Source organism: Paenibacillus xylanivorans (assembly GCF_001280595.1).
In the GTDB taxonomy this organism is placed as follows: domain Bacteria; phylum Bacillota; class Bacilli; order Paenibacillales; family Paenibacillaceae; genus Paenibacillus; species Paenibacillus xylanivorans.
Map to the genome: position 1 here is coordinate 1 of NZ_LITU01000011.1, position 21,532 is coordinate 21,532.

5 protein-coding genes are annotated in these 21,532 nt (G+C 42.2%); all 5 read left to right on the top strand.

Annotated features, from left to right (window positions below):
• Positions 1–1,427, top strand: a 1,427-nt coding sequence (locus AMS66_RS01010; RefSeq protein WP_144424381.1) for an SDR family oxidoreductase, incomplete at its 5' end; no start/stop codon positions are given.
• Positions 1,424–2,305 (top strand): PEP/pyruvate-binding domain-containing protein, encoded by an 882-nt coding sequence (locus AMS66_RS01015; RefSeq protein WP_053779062.1) that lies wholly within the window; start codon positions 1,424–1,426, stop codon positions 2,303–2,305. The genes AMS66_RS01010 and AMS66_RS01015, both read left to right, overlap by 4 nt.
• A 13-nt stretch (positions 2,306–2,318) precedes the next feature.
• Complete coding sequence (locus tag AMS66_RS01020; RefSeq protein WP_053779063.1) at positions 2,319–3,947, top strand: PEP-utilizing enzyme; 1,629 nt, start codon at positions 2,319–2,321, stop codon at positions 3,945–3,947.
• A gap of 40 nt (positions 3,948–3,987) precedes the next feature.
• Positions 3,988–16,665: a non-ribosomal peptide synthetase gene (locus tag AMS66_RS01025; protein WP_053779064.1), complete on the top strand. Its 12,678-nt coding sequence runs from the start codon at positions 3,988–3,990 to the stop codon at positions 16,663–16,665.
• Between the two features lie 14 nt (positions 16,666–16,679).
• Positions 16,680–21,532 (top strand): non-ribosomal peptide synthetase (locus tag AMS66_RS01030; RefSeq protein WP_144424382.1); only part of this gene is annotated, 4,853 nt, incomplete at its 3' end.

A 21,532-nucleotide genomic window follows, 5' to 3' on the forward strand; every position in this document is an offset into this window, starting at 1 on the left:
TTCTGGGAATCCCAGAAGATGAGATTGGGATTCATGACAGCTTCTTCGACCTTGGAGGTCATTCACTATCCATTTTGAGATTCTTAGCACGTACTGCCTCCAAATCTTGGAATATAGGAATTAAAGATTTCTATTCCCATAAAACCATTGCGGCTTTATCACAACAAATTGATCAGGGTCCTATAAGACAGGAGCAAACATCAACAATGGAAAGAACGATGGTGCGGCCTCCAAAAAAGCCAAACTTGAATTTTGATTCCACATCTAGAAAACTTGGTAAGGTGCTACTGACAGGAGTGACAGGCTTTCTTGGAGCACACATAGCCAAAGACTTGCTTGATGATGAAGAAGTTCAGGTTTACTGTCTCCTGCGCGGGGAGTCGGTTCATGAATGCATTGAGCGTCTTGAAGCCAGGTTTGATCATTACTTTGGAGAGCTTTCATACAAATACAAACGAGAAATTGGCGTGAGGCTGCACTTGATTCCAGGTGATATTGAGAACATGCAATGGTTGAAGCAGTTTGAATTTCCCAAATTTGAGGGAATAATTCACGCAGCAGCGTTAGTAAAGCATTATGGTGACTATGAGCAATTTTATCTTATAAATGTGAAAAGCACAGATAATCTTCTTCAATACGCTCAGGCTCACAACATTCCATTCCACTACATTTCCACGATGAGCGTTTCTGGAGGTCGAACCAGTCAAGCCAGCACAAAGTTTACGGAAGAATGCTATGACATTGGGCAACTCCTAGAGGACAAAGTTTACTTAAAGAGTAAGTTTGAAGCGGAGCGATTGGTCCTTCTTGCCATGAATCAAGGACATAACGTCTCTATTTATCGAATCGGCAACCTGACAGGGAGATATAGTGATGGCGTATTTCAGCCCAATATTGAAGAGAACCGTTTTTATGCCCGACTCAAATCTTTTATCGAAATAGGAGCAGTATCTACTGCTCTAATGGACACACAAGTTGAATTCACTCCAGTCGATTGTTGCGTAACGTCTCTATTAAAACTAATCAGCCTTCACTTAGAATCCGGAGGAGGGATCTATCACCTTTACCATCCTTATAACTTAACGGTTAGAAACGTTGCGGAAATGCTAGGACATTTAAATCATTCTATCCAAGAGATGGAGAGTGAGCATTTCTCTAATCACCTGGCACAGCTATCTCTAACCGCGGAGGGACAGGAGCTTCTCATGGGTATTGTTGGAGACAGGGCAGATCGTGATGCCGAAAGCGAAAATCCAGTTCTTCAAGACAATCGGTACACGTTAGAAGTCTTGTCTAGGCTTGGAGTTGAGTGGCCCGACATTAACATCGACTATATCTCGAAAATTGTATCGTATATGACCCAAACGGGATTTTTATCGAATCGTGATAAGCGGCCGCACCTGAATAAGGAGATGAGCAACAAATGAATATTGTAAGTTTACAAAAAGCCAACCAATGGGGAGTATCTATAGTTGGCGCCAAATCATATCATCTCTCCTGTTTGCTAAATAAAGGCTTTAATGTACCCAATGGATTTATCATTACGACTGATGTTTACTTGGCAATTATGGAGCCTTATGCATCATTGGGCTCAAAGATTCGTGAAGAGGATATATCGTTTCCCAATCAATTTGTGCAGGATTTAAAGTTTGAATATCTGCGGCTTCTTGAGCATTCGGAGGGTGGTTCTGTCGCTGTTCGATCCTCTGGCAATATGGAAGATTTGTCTGAGGCATCTTTTGCAGGCCAATATATTACAGTTCTGGAGGTTAAGACATTTGAACAACTGCTAGACAGTATAAAAAAATGCTGGTTATCAGCTGTCAATGAACAGGTTTTAGAATATATGGATAACAAAAGATTAGATTATCAACAAAGACTTGCCATGGCTATACTCGTACAGCAGATGATTCATCCCCGTGCCGCAGGAGTTGTATTTACTCGCAACCCTGTCAACGGAGATGAAGAGGAAGTCATGATTAATGCAAGTATTGGAATTGGAGAGGCCGTAGTATCAGGGTGTGTCACTCCCGATTTGTATGTCATATCTCGTTCCCGAAAACAATTGATTACTAAGGAACTGGGGGAGAAGGAGAGCAAGCTTCAATGGTTAGGAAATACCGAGCAATGGGTCCTGACTTCTGATCAGGAACGATCCAGTTATTGCTTGTCTGACAGTGAAGCTCTCCAGATTTCTCAGCTTGCCTTGCGAATAGAACATGAGCAGCAGTATCCCGTTGATGTCGAGTTCGCCTTGGACAACAACAATCTTTTTATTCTTCAGGCAAGGCCAATAACTGTATAAACGGGGGCTAGCAATGAATACATCAGTAGATGATAAACATGACATTCTGTTGCAGGATCAAGAAATGGAATCTGCATTCTGGGTACAAAACGATGTTCAGTTTCCTAATCCACTTAGCCCGTTATTTGCCTCGTTCCTACTTCCAGCAATGGAGAAAGGAATGGAGAGTGCATTTGAAAAGTGGAGTATGAATACTAAAAGAATCAGAACTAGACTATGGAACGGATTCTACTACCAATCAATAGAATTACATGAAACAGATCTTAGCACCAGGCAAAATGAACATTTCAAAAAAGTGCGCGCGGAAATTCCCAATCTGTTGACTACATTTAAACATCATGTTGCGGACACGCTTATGCCTTTTTATACAAAACTCGATGCATGGGCTGAAGAAAAGATGACAGTGAAGCAAGCTGCAGAAAGATTGCATGAGATGGAAGATTTCTTTTATTTAGCCTGGCGGATTCATTATGAGGTGTTACTCCCTAAGCAGTCTGCTGGTTGGTTACTAGAAGATGCCTACAAAGGCGCTGGTCTTCAAGATGATCCGGTGAGTGTATACTCGCTGTTGCTTGGCACGATGAATAAATCACTTGAAACCGATAGAGAGTTATGGATGTTGGCTCGTTCTGTATCAGAGCAACACGAACTATCCACACACTTTAAAAAACTTCCGTCACAGCAATTAAAGTCCGTTTTGGCGACAAGCGATATAGGTCTCATGTTTTTGGAGCAAATCAAAAGATTTTTAGCGGTATACGGTTATCGCTCTACAGATTCCCATGAATTTTTAGAAAAAACATGGAAAGAAGACATAGATTTTGTACTTGCTCTTGTTCAATCACTTCAACAATCTTCATATGATTTTGACTCTCATTTCGAGAGTGTCATTAAAAAAAGAGAGGCGCTTCTGAAAGAAACATTAGGCCAGATTGAAGATTCTTACCTCCGTGAGGATTTCATTCAAATTTGGGAGCAAGCAATCAAGGTATGGAGGATTGAAGAAGATCACCATTTTTATATCGATGCCATGCTGCCGGCACGCTCCAGAATTTTCTTGCTTCAAGTCGGAAATTTGTTGGTGGAGCTAGACATACTTCAAGACAACCAGGATATTTTTTATTTGTATCTGTATGAGGTCAGAAATTTGTTACAGCAACCGAAAAATGTTGCCGAGCAGCTGAAGGCGAGGAAGAGAGAATTAGAAGATTTGCGCCAAATGCCTCCTATCCCGTTTTTGGGAGTTATCAGTGAGGTTAGAGCGGATCGAGAACTTGAGCGAATATTTGGTTTTTCCCAAGAACCTGTCAGCATGGAGATGAAAACCTTCAAAGGGTATGGCGCCAGCCGAGGTATATACAAAGGAAACGTGCGTATTGTAAATTCTCAGTCCGATTTTAACAATATCAATTCCGGTGAAGTTCTGGTATGCAAGTCAACAGCCCCAGCATGGACTGTTCTGTTTTCAAAAATAGGGGCACTAATCACCGATAGCGGAGGAATTCTGTCGCACGCAGGCATTATTGCAAGAGAATATGAATTACCCGCTGTCTTAGGCACCAAAGTGGCCACTTCCATGTTAAAAGATGGAGACACAGTCATCGTTGATGGGAATAAAGGCGTTGTATATTTCGATTTATAAATTCAGACGAGTCAAGTCAGACAGTATAGGGGGGAGCACTGTGAGTAACTATCGTACCTTAAGCGAAATGATTCTGGATCGAAGAGCTTCCAGCAAAGGAGTTGCTTTCATCGAAAACGGTAGCAATGAGTATCATGTAAGCTATTCCGTTTTATTGGATCGTGCGCTTCGTGTCTTAGGAGATTTTCAACGTAAAGGATTTAAACCTGGCGAGGAAGTTATTTTTCAGATTGATGATAATAAAAGATTTTTAGAGATGTTTTGGGGTTGTCTTCTTGGGGGCTTCATTCCCGTTCCTGTATCGATCGGGAGTAATGATGAGCACCGTTCTAAACTGATTCATATTTGGGGAATTCTCAACAAGCCAAGATTGTTAACGGAGGAAAAACCTTTTACAGGATTGAAAAAATTTCTGGCAGAAAATGCGATTCTTTTAAACGGTATTGAAGAAAGGGCCGTAATCGTTAATGAAATCGGTTTTAGTGGAGAACAAGGGGTCGTTCATGATGCTTCACCCGAAGAAATTGCCTTTATACAATTTTCCTCTGGATCTACTGGTGATCCCAAGGGAGTAACACTTACACATGACAATTTGATAGCTAATGTGAATGCAATTGCCAAGGGGTTTAAGGTTATTGAAGGCGATGCTTATTTAAGCTGGATGCCGCTTACGCATGACATGGGCCTTATTGCATGTCATATTATGCCCCTTACTGCAAATATCGAACAAATTATAATGCCGACATCGCTATTTATATATAGACCTATGTTGTGGTTACTTAAAGCGCAGCAATACAAAGCAACCATTTTATCCTCACCGAATTTTGGCTATCAATATGTTTTAACTCTCTTCAAGGAAGAGGCTGCGAAAGATCTGGATCTGTCGGCCGTACGACTGATAGCCAACGGCGCAGAACCTATCTCGCCAAGCCTGTGCGAGAGATTCTTGGAGAAAATGAAGCCTTATCACTTAAGGGAAACATCCATGTTTACCGTTTACGGCTTGGCCGAAGCTACAGTCGGTGCCTCCTTTCCTGAAGTAGGTGAGCTCTTTGTGCCTTTGACAGTAGACCGCAGGCAACTTCAAGTAGGAGAGCAAGTTCAAAAACTTGAGAGGGGGGACAAGAACGGTATTGATTTTGTAGAGACGGGGACAGCAATACAAGATTGTTATATTCGAATTTGCGATGAAAATGACAGAGAGCTGAGTGATGGCTATGTCGGACATATCCAAATCTCGGGGAGAAACGTAACTGCTGGCTATTATAACAATTCAGAGGCGACCAAAAAAGCTAAAACGAAAGACGGATGGATGATTACAGGAGATTTGGGATTTAAAAATAATGGCCAGCTTGTAGTCACTGGCAGAGCAAAAGATATTATTTTTGTTAACGGGCAAAATATTTATCCTCATGACTTAGAACGAGTTACTGAAGGCGTACATGGTATTGGCTTAAATCAGGTTGCTGCCTGCGCAGTAAGGACGAATGATAACTTCAACGAGAAGATTGTATTGTTCGTAATTCACAAAGGGAAAATTGAGAACTTTGTCAATATTGCTTTTGACGTGAAAGAACGACTTAGCCAAAAAATGGGCCTTGAGGTATATGGAGTTCTACCAATACGCAAAATCCCAAAAACAACAAGCGGGAAAATCCAACGTTTTAAATTGGCAGCAGAATTTGAAGCTGGAGAATGGGATGAAAAGTTTAGCTATATTGAAAATCAAATTTCTACACTTCAATCCAGCCAACCCACGGAACAGTTTTCAACTTCTACCGAAGAAAAAGTATGTAAATTGTGGACAGAGGTTATGGAAAGACCGGTGGGGATATGTGATAGTTTTTGGGTGTCGGGTGGCAACTCATTAAAGGCAGCAAGGATAGTCAATAGCTTGAACAAAGAGTTTCAGGTGGATTGGAACATTTCAGATTTGTTTGTACACTCGAGTATTCGAAAGATAGCTGCAGCTTTGGATCAGGAAAATCCTGTTCAGCTTCATAAATTGACGGCTTGCCCGACCGATGTTTGTTTGGCTTCTTCAGCTCAAAAGCGGGTCTATCTGTCATGTCAAAATCCTGGGGCGGAATTGGCATACCATCTAACTTTTTCGATTTCTTCATCAGGGCAGTGGGACCGTCAGCGATTACATAATGCTTTAGAGCTTTTAATAATGAACCAGGAATCTCTACGGACTTCATTTGAATGGGAACAAGAAGACTTGATTCAACGAATAAATCCTACAGCTTTTATAGATTTGGAGGAGGTATTTGCCGAAGAGGAAGAGTGGGCTGAGATCATATCCCGTTTTGTTCGCCCTTTTGACCTGTCACAATCTTCTCTAATGAGAACACTTGTAATCCATGCAGAGTCAATGTCTATTGCGGTATTTGACCAGCATCATTTGATTTCCGATGGTCCTTCTATATCAATATTCATTCAGGAGTTACTTGAAATTTACAAAGGGCAACCCATTCAACCTTTAACCATTCAGTATAAAGACTACTCCCAATGGCAACAAAAATGTCTTCAAGACAGTAAGTTGATTACAAGTAAGGAAGAATACTGGTTGAATGAGTTTGCGGGAGATCTCCCAACGCTGAGACTTCCCGAAGATTACCCTCGAACAACTGAGTATCGGTTTAAAGGGGAGCATTATAGAACCTTTATAACCCCAGAAGTCTTTGAAGGTCTTGACCAACTTGCTATACAAACCAATTCAAGTTTATTTATGGTTATTTTAGCCGCCTATCATGTTATGTTGGCTAAATGGTCTAATCAACGGGATATCATCAGTGGAATCTTGGCTTCGGATCGGCAGCATCAAAGTGTTGAACCACTTATCGGAATGTTTATTAATACGCTGGCTTTGCGAACTAAGCCTGACGGAAGTCTGACGTTTAATGAATTTATAAATCATGTTCGATCTAAAATGATCGGTGCTCTTAAGCATGTGGACTACCCTTTTGATAGATTAGTTGAACAATTGGATATTCACTATGATCCGACTCGTAATCCTCTAATCAACACGATGATGGTTATGCATAACTATGAGATTTTTCCAAGCAAAGCACGTGCACTAGGGTATGAAACAGTCTTCTATGATAGTAATTATTCAAAATTTGACTTAACTCTGACAATTACAGAACAAGACGGGGGACTACTCGCAGATTTTGAATATGCTTCACATCTATTTAATAGAGAAACCATTGAACGAATGGTAAGAAGCTTTGAGAAAATCATCGTCCAAGCAGTGACGAATAGTTCAGTGTCTCTATCGGAGATCAGTATCTTGCCGCAGAAGGATTTGGAGTGCATTTCATCTATAAATAGGACAGAGAAGGAAATCGTTAACCCTACGATTGTTGAATCTGTAAGAAAGTCATGGGAAGCCTCTCCGAATAAACCGGCACTAATTTTTGAGGACAATATATGGACATATCAAGATGTATGGGAGAAGAGCCTAGGGCTGGCTACTATATTAAACAAAAGAGGTATTCAATCAGGTGACGTTACTGCAATAATGATGCGTCGATCCCCTGAAATGGTAGTTGCCATGTTGGCTATTATTCTTGCTGGAGCAGCCTATGTCCCGGTAGACCCTGAATTTCCTTCCGAACGTGTATCCTATATCTTATCAGACTCTGGTGCCCGTGTTCTTCTTCATGACGGATCAGCGAACTCTATTGACTATCAAGGTGAGAAACTTATGGTAGAGGATACGTTGTCGGTATTTAAGTCGCTTAAATCTGAAGAACCAATCAGTATTCAACCCTCTGAATTGTGCTATGTTATGTACACTTCGGGTTCAACGGGAAATCCCAAAGGGGTCATGATTACTCACGATAATCTAGCTAATTTCTTTACGGCAATGGATGAAATCATCAAACCGGAACATCAAGATGTGATGTTGGCTGTTACGACCTTCTCTTTTGATATCTCTATTGTTGAATTACTATGGACGCTTTCTAAAGGTTTGACTGTATTAATTAAGCCTGAGGAAGTAAGAGATCACTTTAATAGATATATGGTTCATGATGTTACTTTATTTCAAACGACGCCTTCAAGACTTAACATGCTAATGGAAGACAGCAACTCACATGATTACTTAAAATCCCTGAAAACTATAATGGTGGGTGGTGAAGGTCTGCCATTGTCACTAGTTAAAAAAATCAAACAAATTACGAATGCACGATTACTAAATATGTATGGCCCAACCGAAACGACAATATGGTCTTCATATCAAGAAATCCATGAAGACGAAGCTATACGAATTGGCAGACCAATAGCTAATACTGAAATTTTTGTGATGGACCTTGATGGAAATCCAGTCCCTGTAGGTGTAATCGGGGAAATATACATTGGTGGGGACGGAGTAGCTTCAGGGTATTTCAACCGCGCACAACTCACCGAGGAGCGCTTTGTTTCAAGTTTATGGAGCCAAAAAGGACTGCTCTATCGAACAGGAGATTTGGGACGCTTAGGATATGACGGGAAATTGGAGTGTCTTGGTCGCAATGATTCGCAAGTTAAGGTGCGCGGTTATCGTGTTGAGTTAAACGAGATTGAGCAGAAGCTGAGCCTTTGCTTAGGGATAAGAGATGTAGCTGTTATACACAGTACAGATGAAAATGGAGATGGTTATTTAGCAGGCTTTTATACATCGTCTGAACCGTCATTGGACCCACAATTAATTCGCAGTGAGCTTAGGAAAAGCTTGCCTAACTACATGATCCCAACTTACCTGACTCAGTTATCAGGAATGCCGATGACGCCGAATGGAAAAATAGATCGGAACGCCCTTATTCAACAGTCCATTGGTCGTAAGCCGACCCGTATTCAAGATGGTTTCAGCTTACAAAGTGATACAGTGTCGCGCTTATGTGGCATGGTCGCAGAAATAATTAAATTGGAAGAAGTACGTCCAAATGATCATTTTTTTGAGCTTGGCGGCCACTCACTGCATGCTGCTCGTTTGGTTTCCCGGCTTAACTCGGATTTCGAAATCAAAATTTCCATAATGGATATCTTTAATCATCCAGTACTTAGTGATCTTGTCAGCCTAATACAAGCAGAGTCTACAACTGCAAGAGATCATATTAACCCTGTTGTTTTACAACCTTTTTATCATGCTTCATCGGCTCAGAAGCGTCTATACATTTTGAATCAGCGGGATGTCAATAAGACCTCCTATAATATGCCTGTAATGTTGAGAATTGAGGGACAGCTGGATCATGAACGCTGCAAAAAAGTGTTTCGTCAATTGATCCAAAGGCATGAGGCATTTCAAACTTCTTTTCAGTGGAAAAATGGCGAATTGGTTCAAGTCATTAGTCCTGAAATAAACGGTGAAATGCAAGTCTTAGAAGTAAGTAAAGAAATGCTGGGTCGATTTATTAAAGATTTTGTGCAGCCTTTTGATCTAAGTAAGGCTCCACTTCTACGGGCAGCGCTGCTGTCACAATCAGAATGGAGCCATGTCCTTCTTATAGATCAACATCACATCGTTTCAGATGGAACATCTGCAGGGATTTTATTGAGAGAATTTTTTGAACTGTACAATGATGAACCTCTACCAGGTTTAACGATCACATATAAAGATTATTCAGCTTGGCAGTTAGAGCAATTGTCTCAAAACAACATACAGAAATCAGAAGATGAACAATACTGGCTTCAGCATCTTGCCGGTGAGTTACCTGTACTCCATCTCCCGATGGACTACCCAAGACGGATGGACAACGAAATGGAAGGTGGACGGGTTGTATTCCATTTTGATAAGGAACTTACTGATCGTCTTTATCATCTGGCATCCGGAAGTAATTCCACCTTATATATGATTCTTCTTGCATGCTATCAACTGTTTTTATCCAAACTAACCAGTCAGGAAGATATTTTAGTTGGATCGCTCGTATCTGGCAGAAGCCGTTCAGAGATTGAACCTTTAATTGGCATGTTTGTCAACACAGTTGTAATACGCCAAACCATAAAGCCAGAGTGCACTTTTATGGATCATCTTGCTGAAGTACGAACTCAGGTGTTAAACATGTACGCACATCAAGACTATCCCTTCGAAGAGCTGGTGAACAAGCTGCCAACCGGGGTTAGAGGCCACGAATCGAATCCTATCTTTGACACAATGTTTATTTTGCAGAATATGGATGTGGGTAATAAGGGAATCCCTAACTGCTCGGTAACTTTGGATCTACTTGATACGGGGTCAGTAAAATTTGATTTGATGTTAACAGCAATGGAACAGAGCAATGGACTTCGCTTTGATTTCGAGTACAGTAGTTCTCTCTTTAGAAGGGTGAGCATTGGCAACTTCGTGGATCAGTTTACTTACTTAGTTAAACAAGTTGTTCATGCTCCGGAGAAATCGTTGAACTTCTTCAGTTTGTTCACAGCCGAGCAGGAACAACTGATATTAAACAATTTTAATAGAACAAAAGCTACTTTTCCTAAAAATGTAACTATAACTGAGATCTTTGAACAAACGGCAAAAGCTTTCCCTGACAAAACAGCCGTAGTTTATGAAGGAGAAAGCCTAACATACGCCCGTTTGGACGGGCTGGCTAATCGCTTGGCATCGACACTCTGTGAGTATGGTTTGGGGCCTGACCAATTAGCTGTTATCCTGCTGGATCGTTCGTTGGATATGATTGTGAGTATGTTGGCTGTGCTTAAAGCTGGTGGAGCATATGTCCCTGTTGATCCCGATTATCCTGTCGACCGAATTCAATACACGCTGGATGATAGTGGTTCCAGGTTACTTATCACTTCAGGCAGCCTTAGAGAAGGCGTCGAGTTTAAAGGTGCCATTGTAGACTTGAAGAAAGAATCAACCCATCAGGAACAAGCCCAGGGGCCTGACGTTAAACGTGCCGCTCATCATTTAGCCTATGTGATCTATACCTCAGGTTCTACCGGGAAACCTAAAGGGGTCCTGGTAGAGCATCGGCAGGTTATAAGTTTGATGAAGAATGATTCTCGTTTGTTTGATTTTAATGCTCAGGATATATGGACCATGTTCCACTCCTACTGTTTTGATTTTTCGGTTTGGGAAATATACGGAGCACTACTTTTTGGCGGCAAGTTAATTGTCGTTCCGAAAGAAATCGCCAGAGATTCGCATCGTTTTTTAAAGCTATTACAAAGTGAAAAGGTTACGATACTTAATCAGACTCCAAGTGCTTTCTACTATCTTATGCAACGGGAAAGCATCGAACCGGCATGTGATCTTAATGTCCGGACAATAATCTTTGGTGGAGAGGCGCTGAAGCCAAAAATACTAAAGGAGTGGAAGCAAAAGTATCCGGACATTAAGCTGATTAATATGTATGGCATAACAGAAACTACGGTACATGTCACTTACAAGGAACTGAGTCCTGCTGATTTGGAAGAAAATCTTTCCAATGTAGGTGTTCCGCTCCCGACACTAAAAGTTTATATTTTTGACAAGCACGGTAAGCCATCTCCTATTGGTGTCGTAGGCGAGATGTACGTTAGCGGCGCCGGAGTGGCAAGAGGGTATCTGAATCGAGAGGATTTAACGCAAGAACGGTTTATTGAAGATCCATTCGAACCAGGAATGCGAATGTATCGTACTGGAGACTTGGCAAAATGGCTGCACGACGGGTCGATTGAGTATATTGGCAGAAACGACCATCAGGTTAAAATCCGGGGCTTTAGGATAGAGATTGGTGAAATAGAAAACCAGCTGATGGAGATAGAAGATATCCAAAATGTTTTGGTTATCGACAGGTCAACAATACAAGATGAAAAGTATCTGGCAGCTTATTTTGTTGCCTCCCGTTATATTTCAAGTGCTGAGTTGCATGCTAAGCTTTCTCTCATGCTTCCTCATTACATGGTTCCGTCCAGATTTGTACAAGTAGATGCCATGCCACTTACTGTAAATGGAAAAATAGATCGGGCCAAGCTGCCTGAACCTTTAATAGAGCATGAAATGGATTCTGGTGACACTCCTGCTGACGAGTTGGAAGAACGGCTTGCAGATATATGGAAATCACTTTTGGGGATGGAGCGGATCAATGTTTCAACTAATTTCTTCACTCTAGGAGGACATTCGCTCCTTGCAACGTCCTTGTCCAGTCATATAAGTCAGGTATTTCATGTAAGCATTCCGCTTAAAGATCTTTTTATTCGTACGACTGTTCGCGAGCAGGCAGCATTAATCCGCAGAACGGCCAGCAGTGTGCCGGTAGTCATTGAATGTGCTGAACCTGGTGACACTTATCCTTTAACGTCAGCACAAAAGCGTCTTTACCTTTTGCATCAGCTAGAGCCGGAATCTACACAATATAATGTGCCGGGCGGACTTGAAATACACGGCTTGCTTGACACCAGTCTTTTAGCAGACGCGGTACAGCGCCTCATTGAACGACATGAGTCATTGCGTACCTCGTATCACATGAAGAATGGTGAACCTGTTCAAGTTATTCATGCTAATGTGAGAAGTTCGATAGAGTTTCATGATTTAAGTTCTGCGACTTACGATATTGATCAATTTGTATGTCCATTCGATCTCAGTCAGACACCGCTGATCCGGTTTACCCTTTTAAACAAGGGTAGCAACCATCACATTTTATTGATGGATGTCCATCATATCGCCGCAGACGGTGCTTCCGTGAATCTTATACTTCAGGATTTAATGGGATTCTATAATGGCAATCCGATTTCGCAGCCGGATATCCATTATAAGGACTATGCTGTTTGGAAAGGCAAAAACCAGGCTAGAGCGGAACAGCAATCATTTTGGCTGAATTCCTTTGCTGGCGAATTGCCAGTTTTGCAACTGCCGACAGATCATAAGAGGGAAGTTATCCAAACTTATGAGGGGGACATGGTGGTAACAAGACTTAATTCTACACAAAGAGCAGCTTTGATTAAGCTCACTCAAAAAACGGAAACAACGCTGTATATGTTGCTATTGGCGTGTTTCAATGTACTTCTTTCAAAATACGCTAGCCAAGAGGACATTGTCGTCGGAACGCCTACTGCGGGAAGAACACAGGTTGAATTAGAAAAGCTGGTCGGAATGTTTGTTAATACATTGGCTATCCGCACCTTCCCACAAGAAAGCAAATCATTTATCAGCTATTTGCTTGAAGTAAAGGAACATGTTCTGAATTCATTTGAGCATCAAGCTTTCCCTTTTGAAGATCTGGTAGATCTGATTCAGGTTCCGCGTGACTTGTCCAGAAATCCATTGTTTGACGTATTCTTTGCTATGCAAAATATTCGTTTTGAACCCGTTGCTATGAGAGGGTTGGAGATAAAAAGATATGAACTAGCGCACAAAATTTCAAAATTTGATTTAAGTCTCTTTGCAATCGAAGAAGACGAGGGAATACGTTTTGAATTTGAATATTCCAAGAAACTCTTTAACCCACAAACCATTGAGCGTATGGCTGATCACTTTGGTCGCCTTATCAATGCGATAACAAGCAATCCTTCCGCAGCCATTGTTGACTTAACGATGGTGGGAGAGACAGAGCTTGACTTTATATCTAAAGCAGGTAGGGGAGAACCTTCACCATTTAAAAAGAAAGATATCCATCAATGGATAGAGGAACAAGTTGAACTTAACCCTGATGCCCCTGCCATTGTATGGGAAGATTCCATTGTAAGTTATATGGAACTAAACCGGCGCTCCAACCAGCTTGCACATCAACTTCATCGACTGGGGGGAGGAAAAGGGGAGCCAATCGGTATTAGCATCGATCGTAGACCCGAGCTAATTGTCAGCATGCTTGCAGTATTGAAAGCCGGTTGCGTATACGTACCGCTTGATCCTGGCCTTCCAATGGAACGGCTTGCCCAAATGGCATCGACGGCTAGCGTCAAAATTATTATTACCGCGTCGGAAACGACGTTTCCATACAAAGAGCCAGCGTGGAAGATCTTAAATCTCCAGTCAAATGAATACCTGCAGCAATGCAAGCACTTGCCGGATGTCAACCCTGCTTGCCCAGCAGATATAAGTGACTTAATGTACATTATTTTCACCTCTGGCTCAACAGGAGTGCCTAAAGGAGCTTCTGTTTACCGCGAGGGATTTGCAAACTTGCTGCAATGGTACATCCGTGAATTTGATATGAATGTAGAGGATCGAATGCTCCTTATGACATCACCGAGCTTTGATTTAACTCAAAAAAATATCTATGCTCCGCTTGTAACCGGGGGAACGCTGTACCTGTTACCGGCTGGTCATTATGATCATGAGGCAATTGTTTCTGCTGTCTCTAAACAACGGATTACTAAGCTTAATTGTACGCCATCAGCTTTTTATCCGCTTGTCGCAGAAAGAGGGAACTATGATCTCTTGACCTCATTGACACAAGTGATTTTAGGCGGTGAGCCTATCCACAAGGAATACTTGAGGGATTGGATCTTGCATGATAAGAACAGGACGGAAATTGTGAATACCTACGGACCAACCGAGTGTACAGATGTGACCGCGTATCACAGATTAACAACAGAAGATTGGAAATCTGAAAGAGAAGTACCCTTGGGACGTCCCATTGCGAACAGTCAATTTTTCATCTTAAACACAGCACTTCAACCTGTGCCCATTGGTGTTCATGGCGAGATCTATATCGGGGGGATCTGTGTAGGCGGTGGATATGTGAATGATGCAGAGAAGACAAGTGAACGCTTTGTAGCCAATCCTTTTGGTAACAAGCATTGTCCGGTACTGTACCGAACAGGTGATTTAGGGCGCCTGACATCGGATGGAAGGCTTGAGTACCTCGGTAGAACGGATCATCAGGTTAAAATTCGTGGTTACAGGATTGAACTTGCGGAGATTGAGACTCAGATCGTATGGACGGGCGAAGTTAAAGAAGCCGCTGTCATTGCTAGGAAGGATAGTAGTGGAGACAACTACTTATGCTGCTTTGTGGTCCTTGGTGAGGGAAGCGGAATCTCAACGCTTCGCTCCAAACTCTCTCAGAGATTGCCAAGCTATATGATTCCATCCCGATTTATTGTTTTAGGTGAAATGCCGCTAACGAACAGTGGGAAAATTGATCGCAAAACATTGGCTGAAATGGATACGACGTATACAAATGACCAGCCAGTGAAAGAAGCTCCGACATCAGATATGGAGACATGGCTTGCTCGTCAGTGGGTAGAGCTTTTAAATATACCTTTTGAGAGCATCGGTCTGGACAGCAACTTTTTTGAGTTGGGTGGTCACTCATTAAAGGCGACAACCCTAATCTACCGGATAAAACAGGAACTAAGAGCATCATCGATACAGCTAAGAGATGTATTTACAAGCCCAACGATCCGAGAACTTGCGCTGAAATTAGAGAGTTCGGCTAAGAGACGCTTGAATGAAATTCCAAAAGCTCCTTTGCAGTCAACCTATGCTGTTTCGTCGGCTCAGAAAAGATTGTTGTTGATCGATCATTTGAATGATGTGGGAACTAGTTACAACATGCCTAACGTGATACGTCTTGAAGGGAAACTGGAGGTATCCAAGCTTCATAAAGCTCTTCAAAGCATGGTTTCTAGGCATGAAGTTTTTCGTACTACCTTCTCATTTGAAAAAGGGATGCCTGTTCAAACGATTTCAGATGAGATCGATCTAACACTACCTGTGATTTCGGCCAGAGAGGAAGAACTGAGGTCAATTACAGATGCATTTATCCAGCCATTTGATTTGGAACATGGACCGTTATTAAGAGCGATGTTAGTAGAGCACAATACCGAAAGCTATACGCTTCTAATCGATATGCATCATATTATTGGCGATGGAGCATCATTTGGTGTGCTGGTCGGCGAATTAGCTGCTTTCTATGAAGGACAGGAACTGGGATTGCCGCTCTTACAGTACAAAGATTATTCTGAGTGGCAGAGAGGGCAGTATCGTACGGAAGCCTTCCAGGCACAGGCCAGCTATTGGTTAAACCAGTTCCAAGACGGAGGGCCGGAGCTTAGCCTCCCAACCGATTATCCGCGCCGCAATACTCAGCGCTTTCACGGTGATCACACCACTTTCCGGATCGAAGCTTCGGTTAAAGAAGAGATTGATCGCTACCTACAGCAAGAAGGTATTACGTTGTACGTCTACTTGCTGTCCGTTTACAAAGTTCTATTGTCCAAATATGCAGGGCAGCAAGACCTCGTTGTAGGCATGCCTATTGCCGGGCGTTTGCATCCTGATTTGGAAAATGTAATGGGGATGTTTGTAAATACGTTGCCCATACGCAGCCAGGTTGATTGGAATCAGAACTTCAATACCTATGTAAAGGCGTTAAATGAACTGGCGCTGCAGAGCTACGAGAACCAGGAGTATCCTTTTGAAATGCTTGTTGAAAAGCTGGATTTGGAGAATCGTGAAGGACGCAATCCGATTTTTGACACTGTATTTGTACTGCAAAATAATGAAGTTCCGTATCTTCAGTTGCACGGATTGAAGGTCACTAGAGTTGAACTTGAGCGTAAAACCAGCATTTTTGATTTGAAACTTGAAGCAATCGAAATGGATGGAGAGCTGCTCTTCATCTTTGACTACCGCACTGATCTGTTCCGGAAAGAAACCGTTGAACGGATGGTACAGGATTTCATTGAAATTATTGAGATTACACTCAAAGATAGCTCTCTCAGAATCAAAGATATTGAACTTCAGAGTCTAATGACGGTAACTTCAAACAAGGCGCAGTACGAGGACATCGAATTCAGATTCTAGTGAGGGGTGAAGGAATGGATAAGTTTACATTAAATATTCTTCTATCGAGCGGCAAACTGGACAAGCCTAAAGACTACTGGACGAAAAAATTACAGTCTGGTTACACCGTTACCACGTTCCCTTGTCAACATAATAATCAAGCGACCTTAAAATCCAAGAAGATGAAGCAGCAAATTGTATTTTCCTCGGAATTAAAAGAAGTGATGGAACGAGTAGGAGGTGGCTCATCCTATGCCAAGTATTTGATCGTACTTGCAGGAACCATAAAACTTCTGTCAGTATATTCTCGAGAATCTCTGGTTTATATGGGCTCGCCTCTATCCGGAAACATAAATGGTGAAGAAATCGACTGGGAAGAGGTGCTCCCTGTTCAAACCGATTTATCCAATATTGAAACTTTTAAAGAATTGTTGATTTCCGTTAAAAAAAGTGCGGAGGAGGCGGAGGAGCATAGCGCCCTCCCTCTCTCCATGACACTCGATTTATTAGGGAATCTACAACAAGACCATGAGCCTTTATTCGGCTCAGTTCTTACTATGGATACAATTCATGGTTCTCCTGCATTTGATCCTGACCGAACACGTCTGTTATTTCACCTTCGAGCAACGGATGATCGGCAGGAAGTTATCTTGGAAGCGAATTACTTGTCTGAAGACTATGAGGATTTATTTGTTGAGCGTTTGCTTCAGCACCTGGTTAACGGTCTGAACTGGGCTCTTAACCATCCGACAGCCCCATTGTCTGACATGGAAATCATGAATGAAGAAGAGAAGCAAAATTTATTCAAAATGGCTGATAATTCCAAAGTGAAGTACCCATATAACGAAACCATTGTCTCTTTGTTTGAGAGCCGTGCAGATCTATTTCCGAACCATTCGGCTGTTACATTTGAGGGCAGACATCTAACCTATCGAGAACTGGACGAGCGCTCAAACCAGTTGGCTCACTATCTCTATAGGACTCACGCGGTAGGTCCGGATTTCCTGGTGGGTATTATGATGGAGCGTTCGGAATGGATTCCCATCGCCATCATGGGTGTATTAAAGGCTGGGGGAGCTTATGTCCCAATCGATCCTGATTATCCTCGGGAACGAATTGAAACGATGGTGAATGACTCGGGAATCTCTGTCGTGCTATCGATGAAGAATTGTATTGCTTCCTTGAATCATATCCTGTGGTCCTGTCCTTCGTTACATGCATTTGTATGTCTGAATAGCGAGAATGTATTTGAAGAAATAGAGTCTGATGAGAACGGTCTTATGAGTAAAGAACTGTGGGAGCACATCGGTGCCGAAGCAGAAGATGATATCTCAGGAGGCGCTTGGGTAAACAGTTATACTCGTGAAAACCTCTCCCGTGAAGAGATGGATGAATATGGCGATAACATCGTGCAAAAACTCCTGCCGAAGGTACATAGTGCCTCAAAAGTACTGGAGATTGGATGTGCTTCTGGGATCAGTATGTTTAGGCTTGCTCCTCACGTTGGCTTATATTATGGGACCGATTTATCAGAGACTATTATCCAAAAAAACAAACAATTGGTTATGGGGCAAGAGATCAATAATATAAAGCTGGATTGTTTTTCTGCTCATCAGATCGATAATATTCATGAACACGATTTTGATATTGTCATTATGAACAGCGTAATTCAGGCTTTTCATGGTCACAATTATTTGCGCCGAGTCATCCGCAAAGCCATCTCTCTCATGAAAAATGAAGGCGTGTTATTCCTGGGAGATATTATGGATTTAGATAAGAAAAAAGAGTTGTTACAGTCCTTGCGTGATTATAAGCGGCAGCATCCTCACGCCAGAACCAAAACGGAATTTCACGATGAACTCTTCTTGTCCAAAGAATTTTTTAAAGAGCTGGGGTGTGAACTCAAGGAAATTGCATCCATAGAGTTCTCGGAGAAGATCCATACTATTGCCAATGAGTTAACTCAATTTCGTTATGACGTTGTTATTACAATTAACAAGGAGAATAAAAAGAAATTACCGCTTTTTTTGAAGAAAAAACACCAGCATGGATTTGACGCCATCCAATATATGAGCAGTTCCCGACTGACTGTTGCAAATCCGTCGCCCGATAATTTGGCATATGTTATTTATACGTCAGGATCAACCGGCGTGCCCAAAGGTGTTATGGTTAAACATCGTAATGTAGTACGTCTGTTGTTCAACGATCAAAATCGCTTTGATTTTAGTGAGAACGACACATGGACCATGTTTCACTCATTTTGTTTCGACTTCTCGGTCTGGGAGCTTTTTGGGGCTCTGTTATACGGCGGAAGAGTCGTCATTGTGCCTAAGCTCTTAGCTCAGCATCCCACTGAATTTGCCAAAATGATCAGTAGTGAAAAGGTGACTGTTGTAAATCAAACTCCGGCTTCGTTCTATAGAGTGATTGAAGCAAGCGAAGCGGATCTGGATTATTCCTCACTGAGATATGTCATTTTTGGAGGAGAGGCGCTAAATGCCTCGCGTCTATTACAGTGGCACCTAAAGTGGCCTGATACTCAATTGATAAACATGTACGGTATTACAGAGACGACCGTTCACGTGACTTATCACAGACTCACACTGAAGGATATGACTTCAGGTAGCAACAGCATTGGACAACCGCTGCCTACACTTGCAGTATATGTAGCTAATGAAGACGGCAATATATTGCCCCAGGGTATAGCAGGGGAGCTTTATGTGAGTGGACCCGGAGTTGCGAGAGGTTATCTGAATCGCCCTGAACTCACCGCTGAGCGTTTTATACCTAATCCTACTATACCTGGGGAACGTATGTATAGGAGCGGAGACCTTGTGCGCTGGTTGCCAGATGGTACCTTGGAATATCTCGGTCGTATCGATCATCAGGTTAAAATCCGTGGCTATCGAATTGAATTGGGCGAGATTGAAACGGCTTTGTCGGGACATGAAGGTGTGAAACAAGTGCTTGTCATGGAGATCAAAGAAGAAGACGACAACTCCCTTCTATGCGCTTATTTAATCTTAAACGATGACCGATTGACAGTTGCCGATATAAAAGAGTACCTCCAAGCCAGACTGCCGAACTATATGATTCCTGCGAAGTTTGTCGTTGTTCCAGTGTTCCCTCTTACGAATAATGGAAAAATCGATCGTTCAGCATTATTGCAGCAAGAGACTCAGATGGAGATCGGCGTAACTTTTGTGGAACCGCGTAATGACACAGAGATTAAACTTGCTTCCATTTGGCGAGACATTCTTAAAAAAGACCGGATTGGAGCCAAAGACAACTTTTTTGATCTAGGTGGCCACTCACTGAAGGCGGCTTCTTTAATATCAAGAATCCATCAAGTATTTGGGGTTAGTATCTCACTAAGAAAAATATTTGAACTGCCTACCTTGGAAAGACTCAGTGAGTTTATACTTCGATCTGATCAAGACCGTCTTGCTCCTATTCCTAATTGCCCAATAGCTAATTATTATCCATTATCCGCTTCCCAACAAAGGCTGTTTATTCTTAATCAATTGGAGACAGCGGGAAATGGATACAATATGCCTGCATTTTTCAAACTTGAGGGGACATTGGACATGGATCGTCTTCAACAAGCATTTCATTTGCTTATTGATCGGCATGAGTCGCTGCGGACCTCCTTTGGCATTGTCAATCAGGAGCCGGTGCAGTACATTGCGCCATCTTCTGCATTTACCATCACGACAGAACTGGTGGATGTAATTCAATTAGAGGAAAAAATGCGGCAGTTCATAGTTCCATTCAATCTTGAGCAGCCTCCACTATTAAGAGTGCATGTTCTAAAAACCAACAATAATGAGCATTATTTGTTTCTAGATATGCACCATATCATTACGGACGGCGCATCTTTGGAGATCCTGGTCAAAGATTTTCTGGCTTTTTATGAAGGCAAAGATCTCCCGCCATTGCGCATTCAATATAAAGACTTTGCAGTTTGGCAGAAGAAACGGTTTGCGGACATGGATATGCTTCGTGAAGAAATGTATTGGTTGGAGCGCTTTTCAGGGAGCCTTCCTGTGCTATCTCTTCCGATGGATTATGAGCGACCTTTATTATTTGATTTTCATGGCCATAGACATACATTCCATATAAGCACAGAACTTACAATACAAATCCGGCAATTGGTAAAAGCGAAAGAATGCACGCTTTACATGTTTCTGTTAGCCGCCTTTAGCGTGCTTCTTTCCAAGTATAGCGGACAGGAAGACATCATTATTGGAACTCCTGTATCTGGAAGAATTCACCCTGATGTTGATTCGGTTGTAGGCATGTTTGTAAATACGCTTCCTATGCGAACGTATCCTGCGATACAGCAATCTTTTGAAAGCTTCTTGGAGGAAATTAAAGACGACACCCTGAGGTCCTTTGAACATCAAAATTACGCTTTGGATAAGCTGGTTGATAGACTCGGACTTGTACGAGATCTCAGCCGAAACCCTCTTTTTAGCGTAATGCTAAATGTGCTCGATTTTAATACGGATATGAGTTCGCTTGGGGAATTGAAACTGACGAATCTTAACATGGACAGTGGAGTGTCTAAGTTTGATCTCACCCTGCAAGTTACTGAGGAAGAGGGGGCAATTAGGTGTGAAATGGAATATGCCTCATCGTTATTTAAGCGAGATACGATTGAAAACATGGCCAGCCACTTCATACAGTTACTGACTTCCATAGTTAACAACACAGGGCTATCTCTTGGCGAATTGGAAATGATATCCTCTGTTGAAGTTCAAGAAATTTTCAACAGAGGACAGGGACAGCAAATGCTTCCTCTCGCGGAGCAAACGCTGGCTGATCTGTTCAATAAGCACGCCCAGCGCACGCCGGGCCACCCTGCCTTGCTGTATGGAGACCAGGT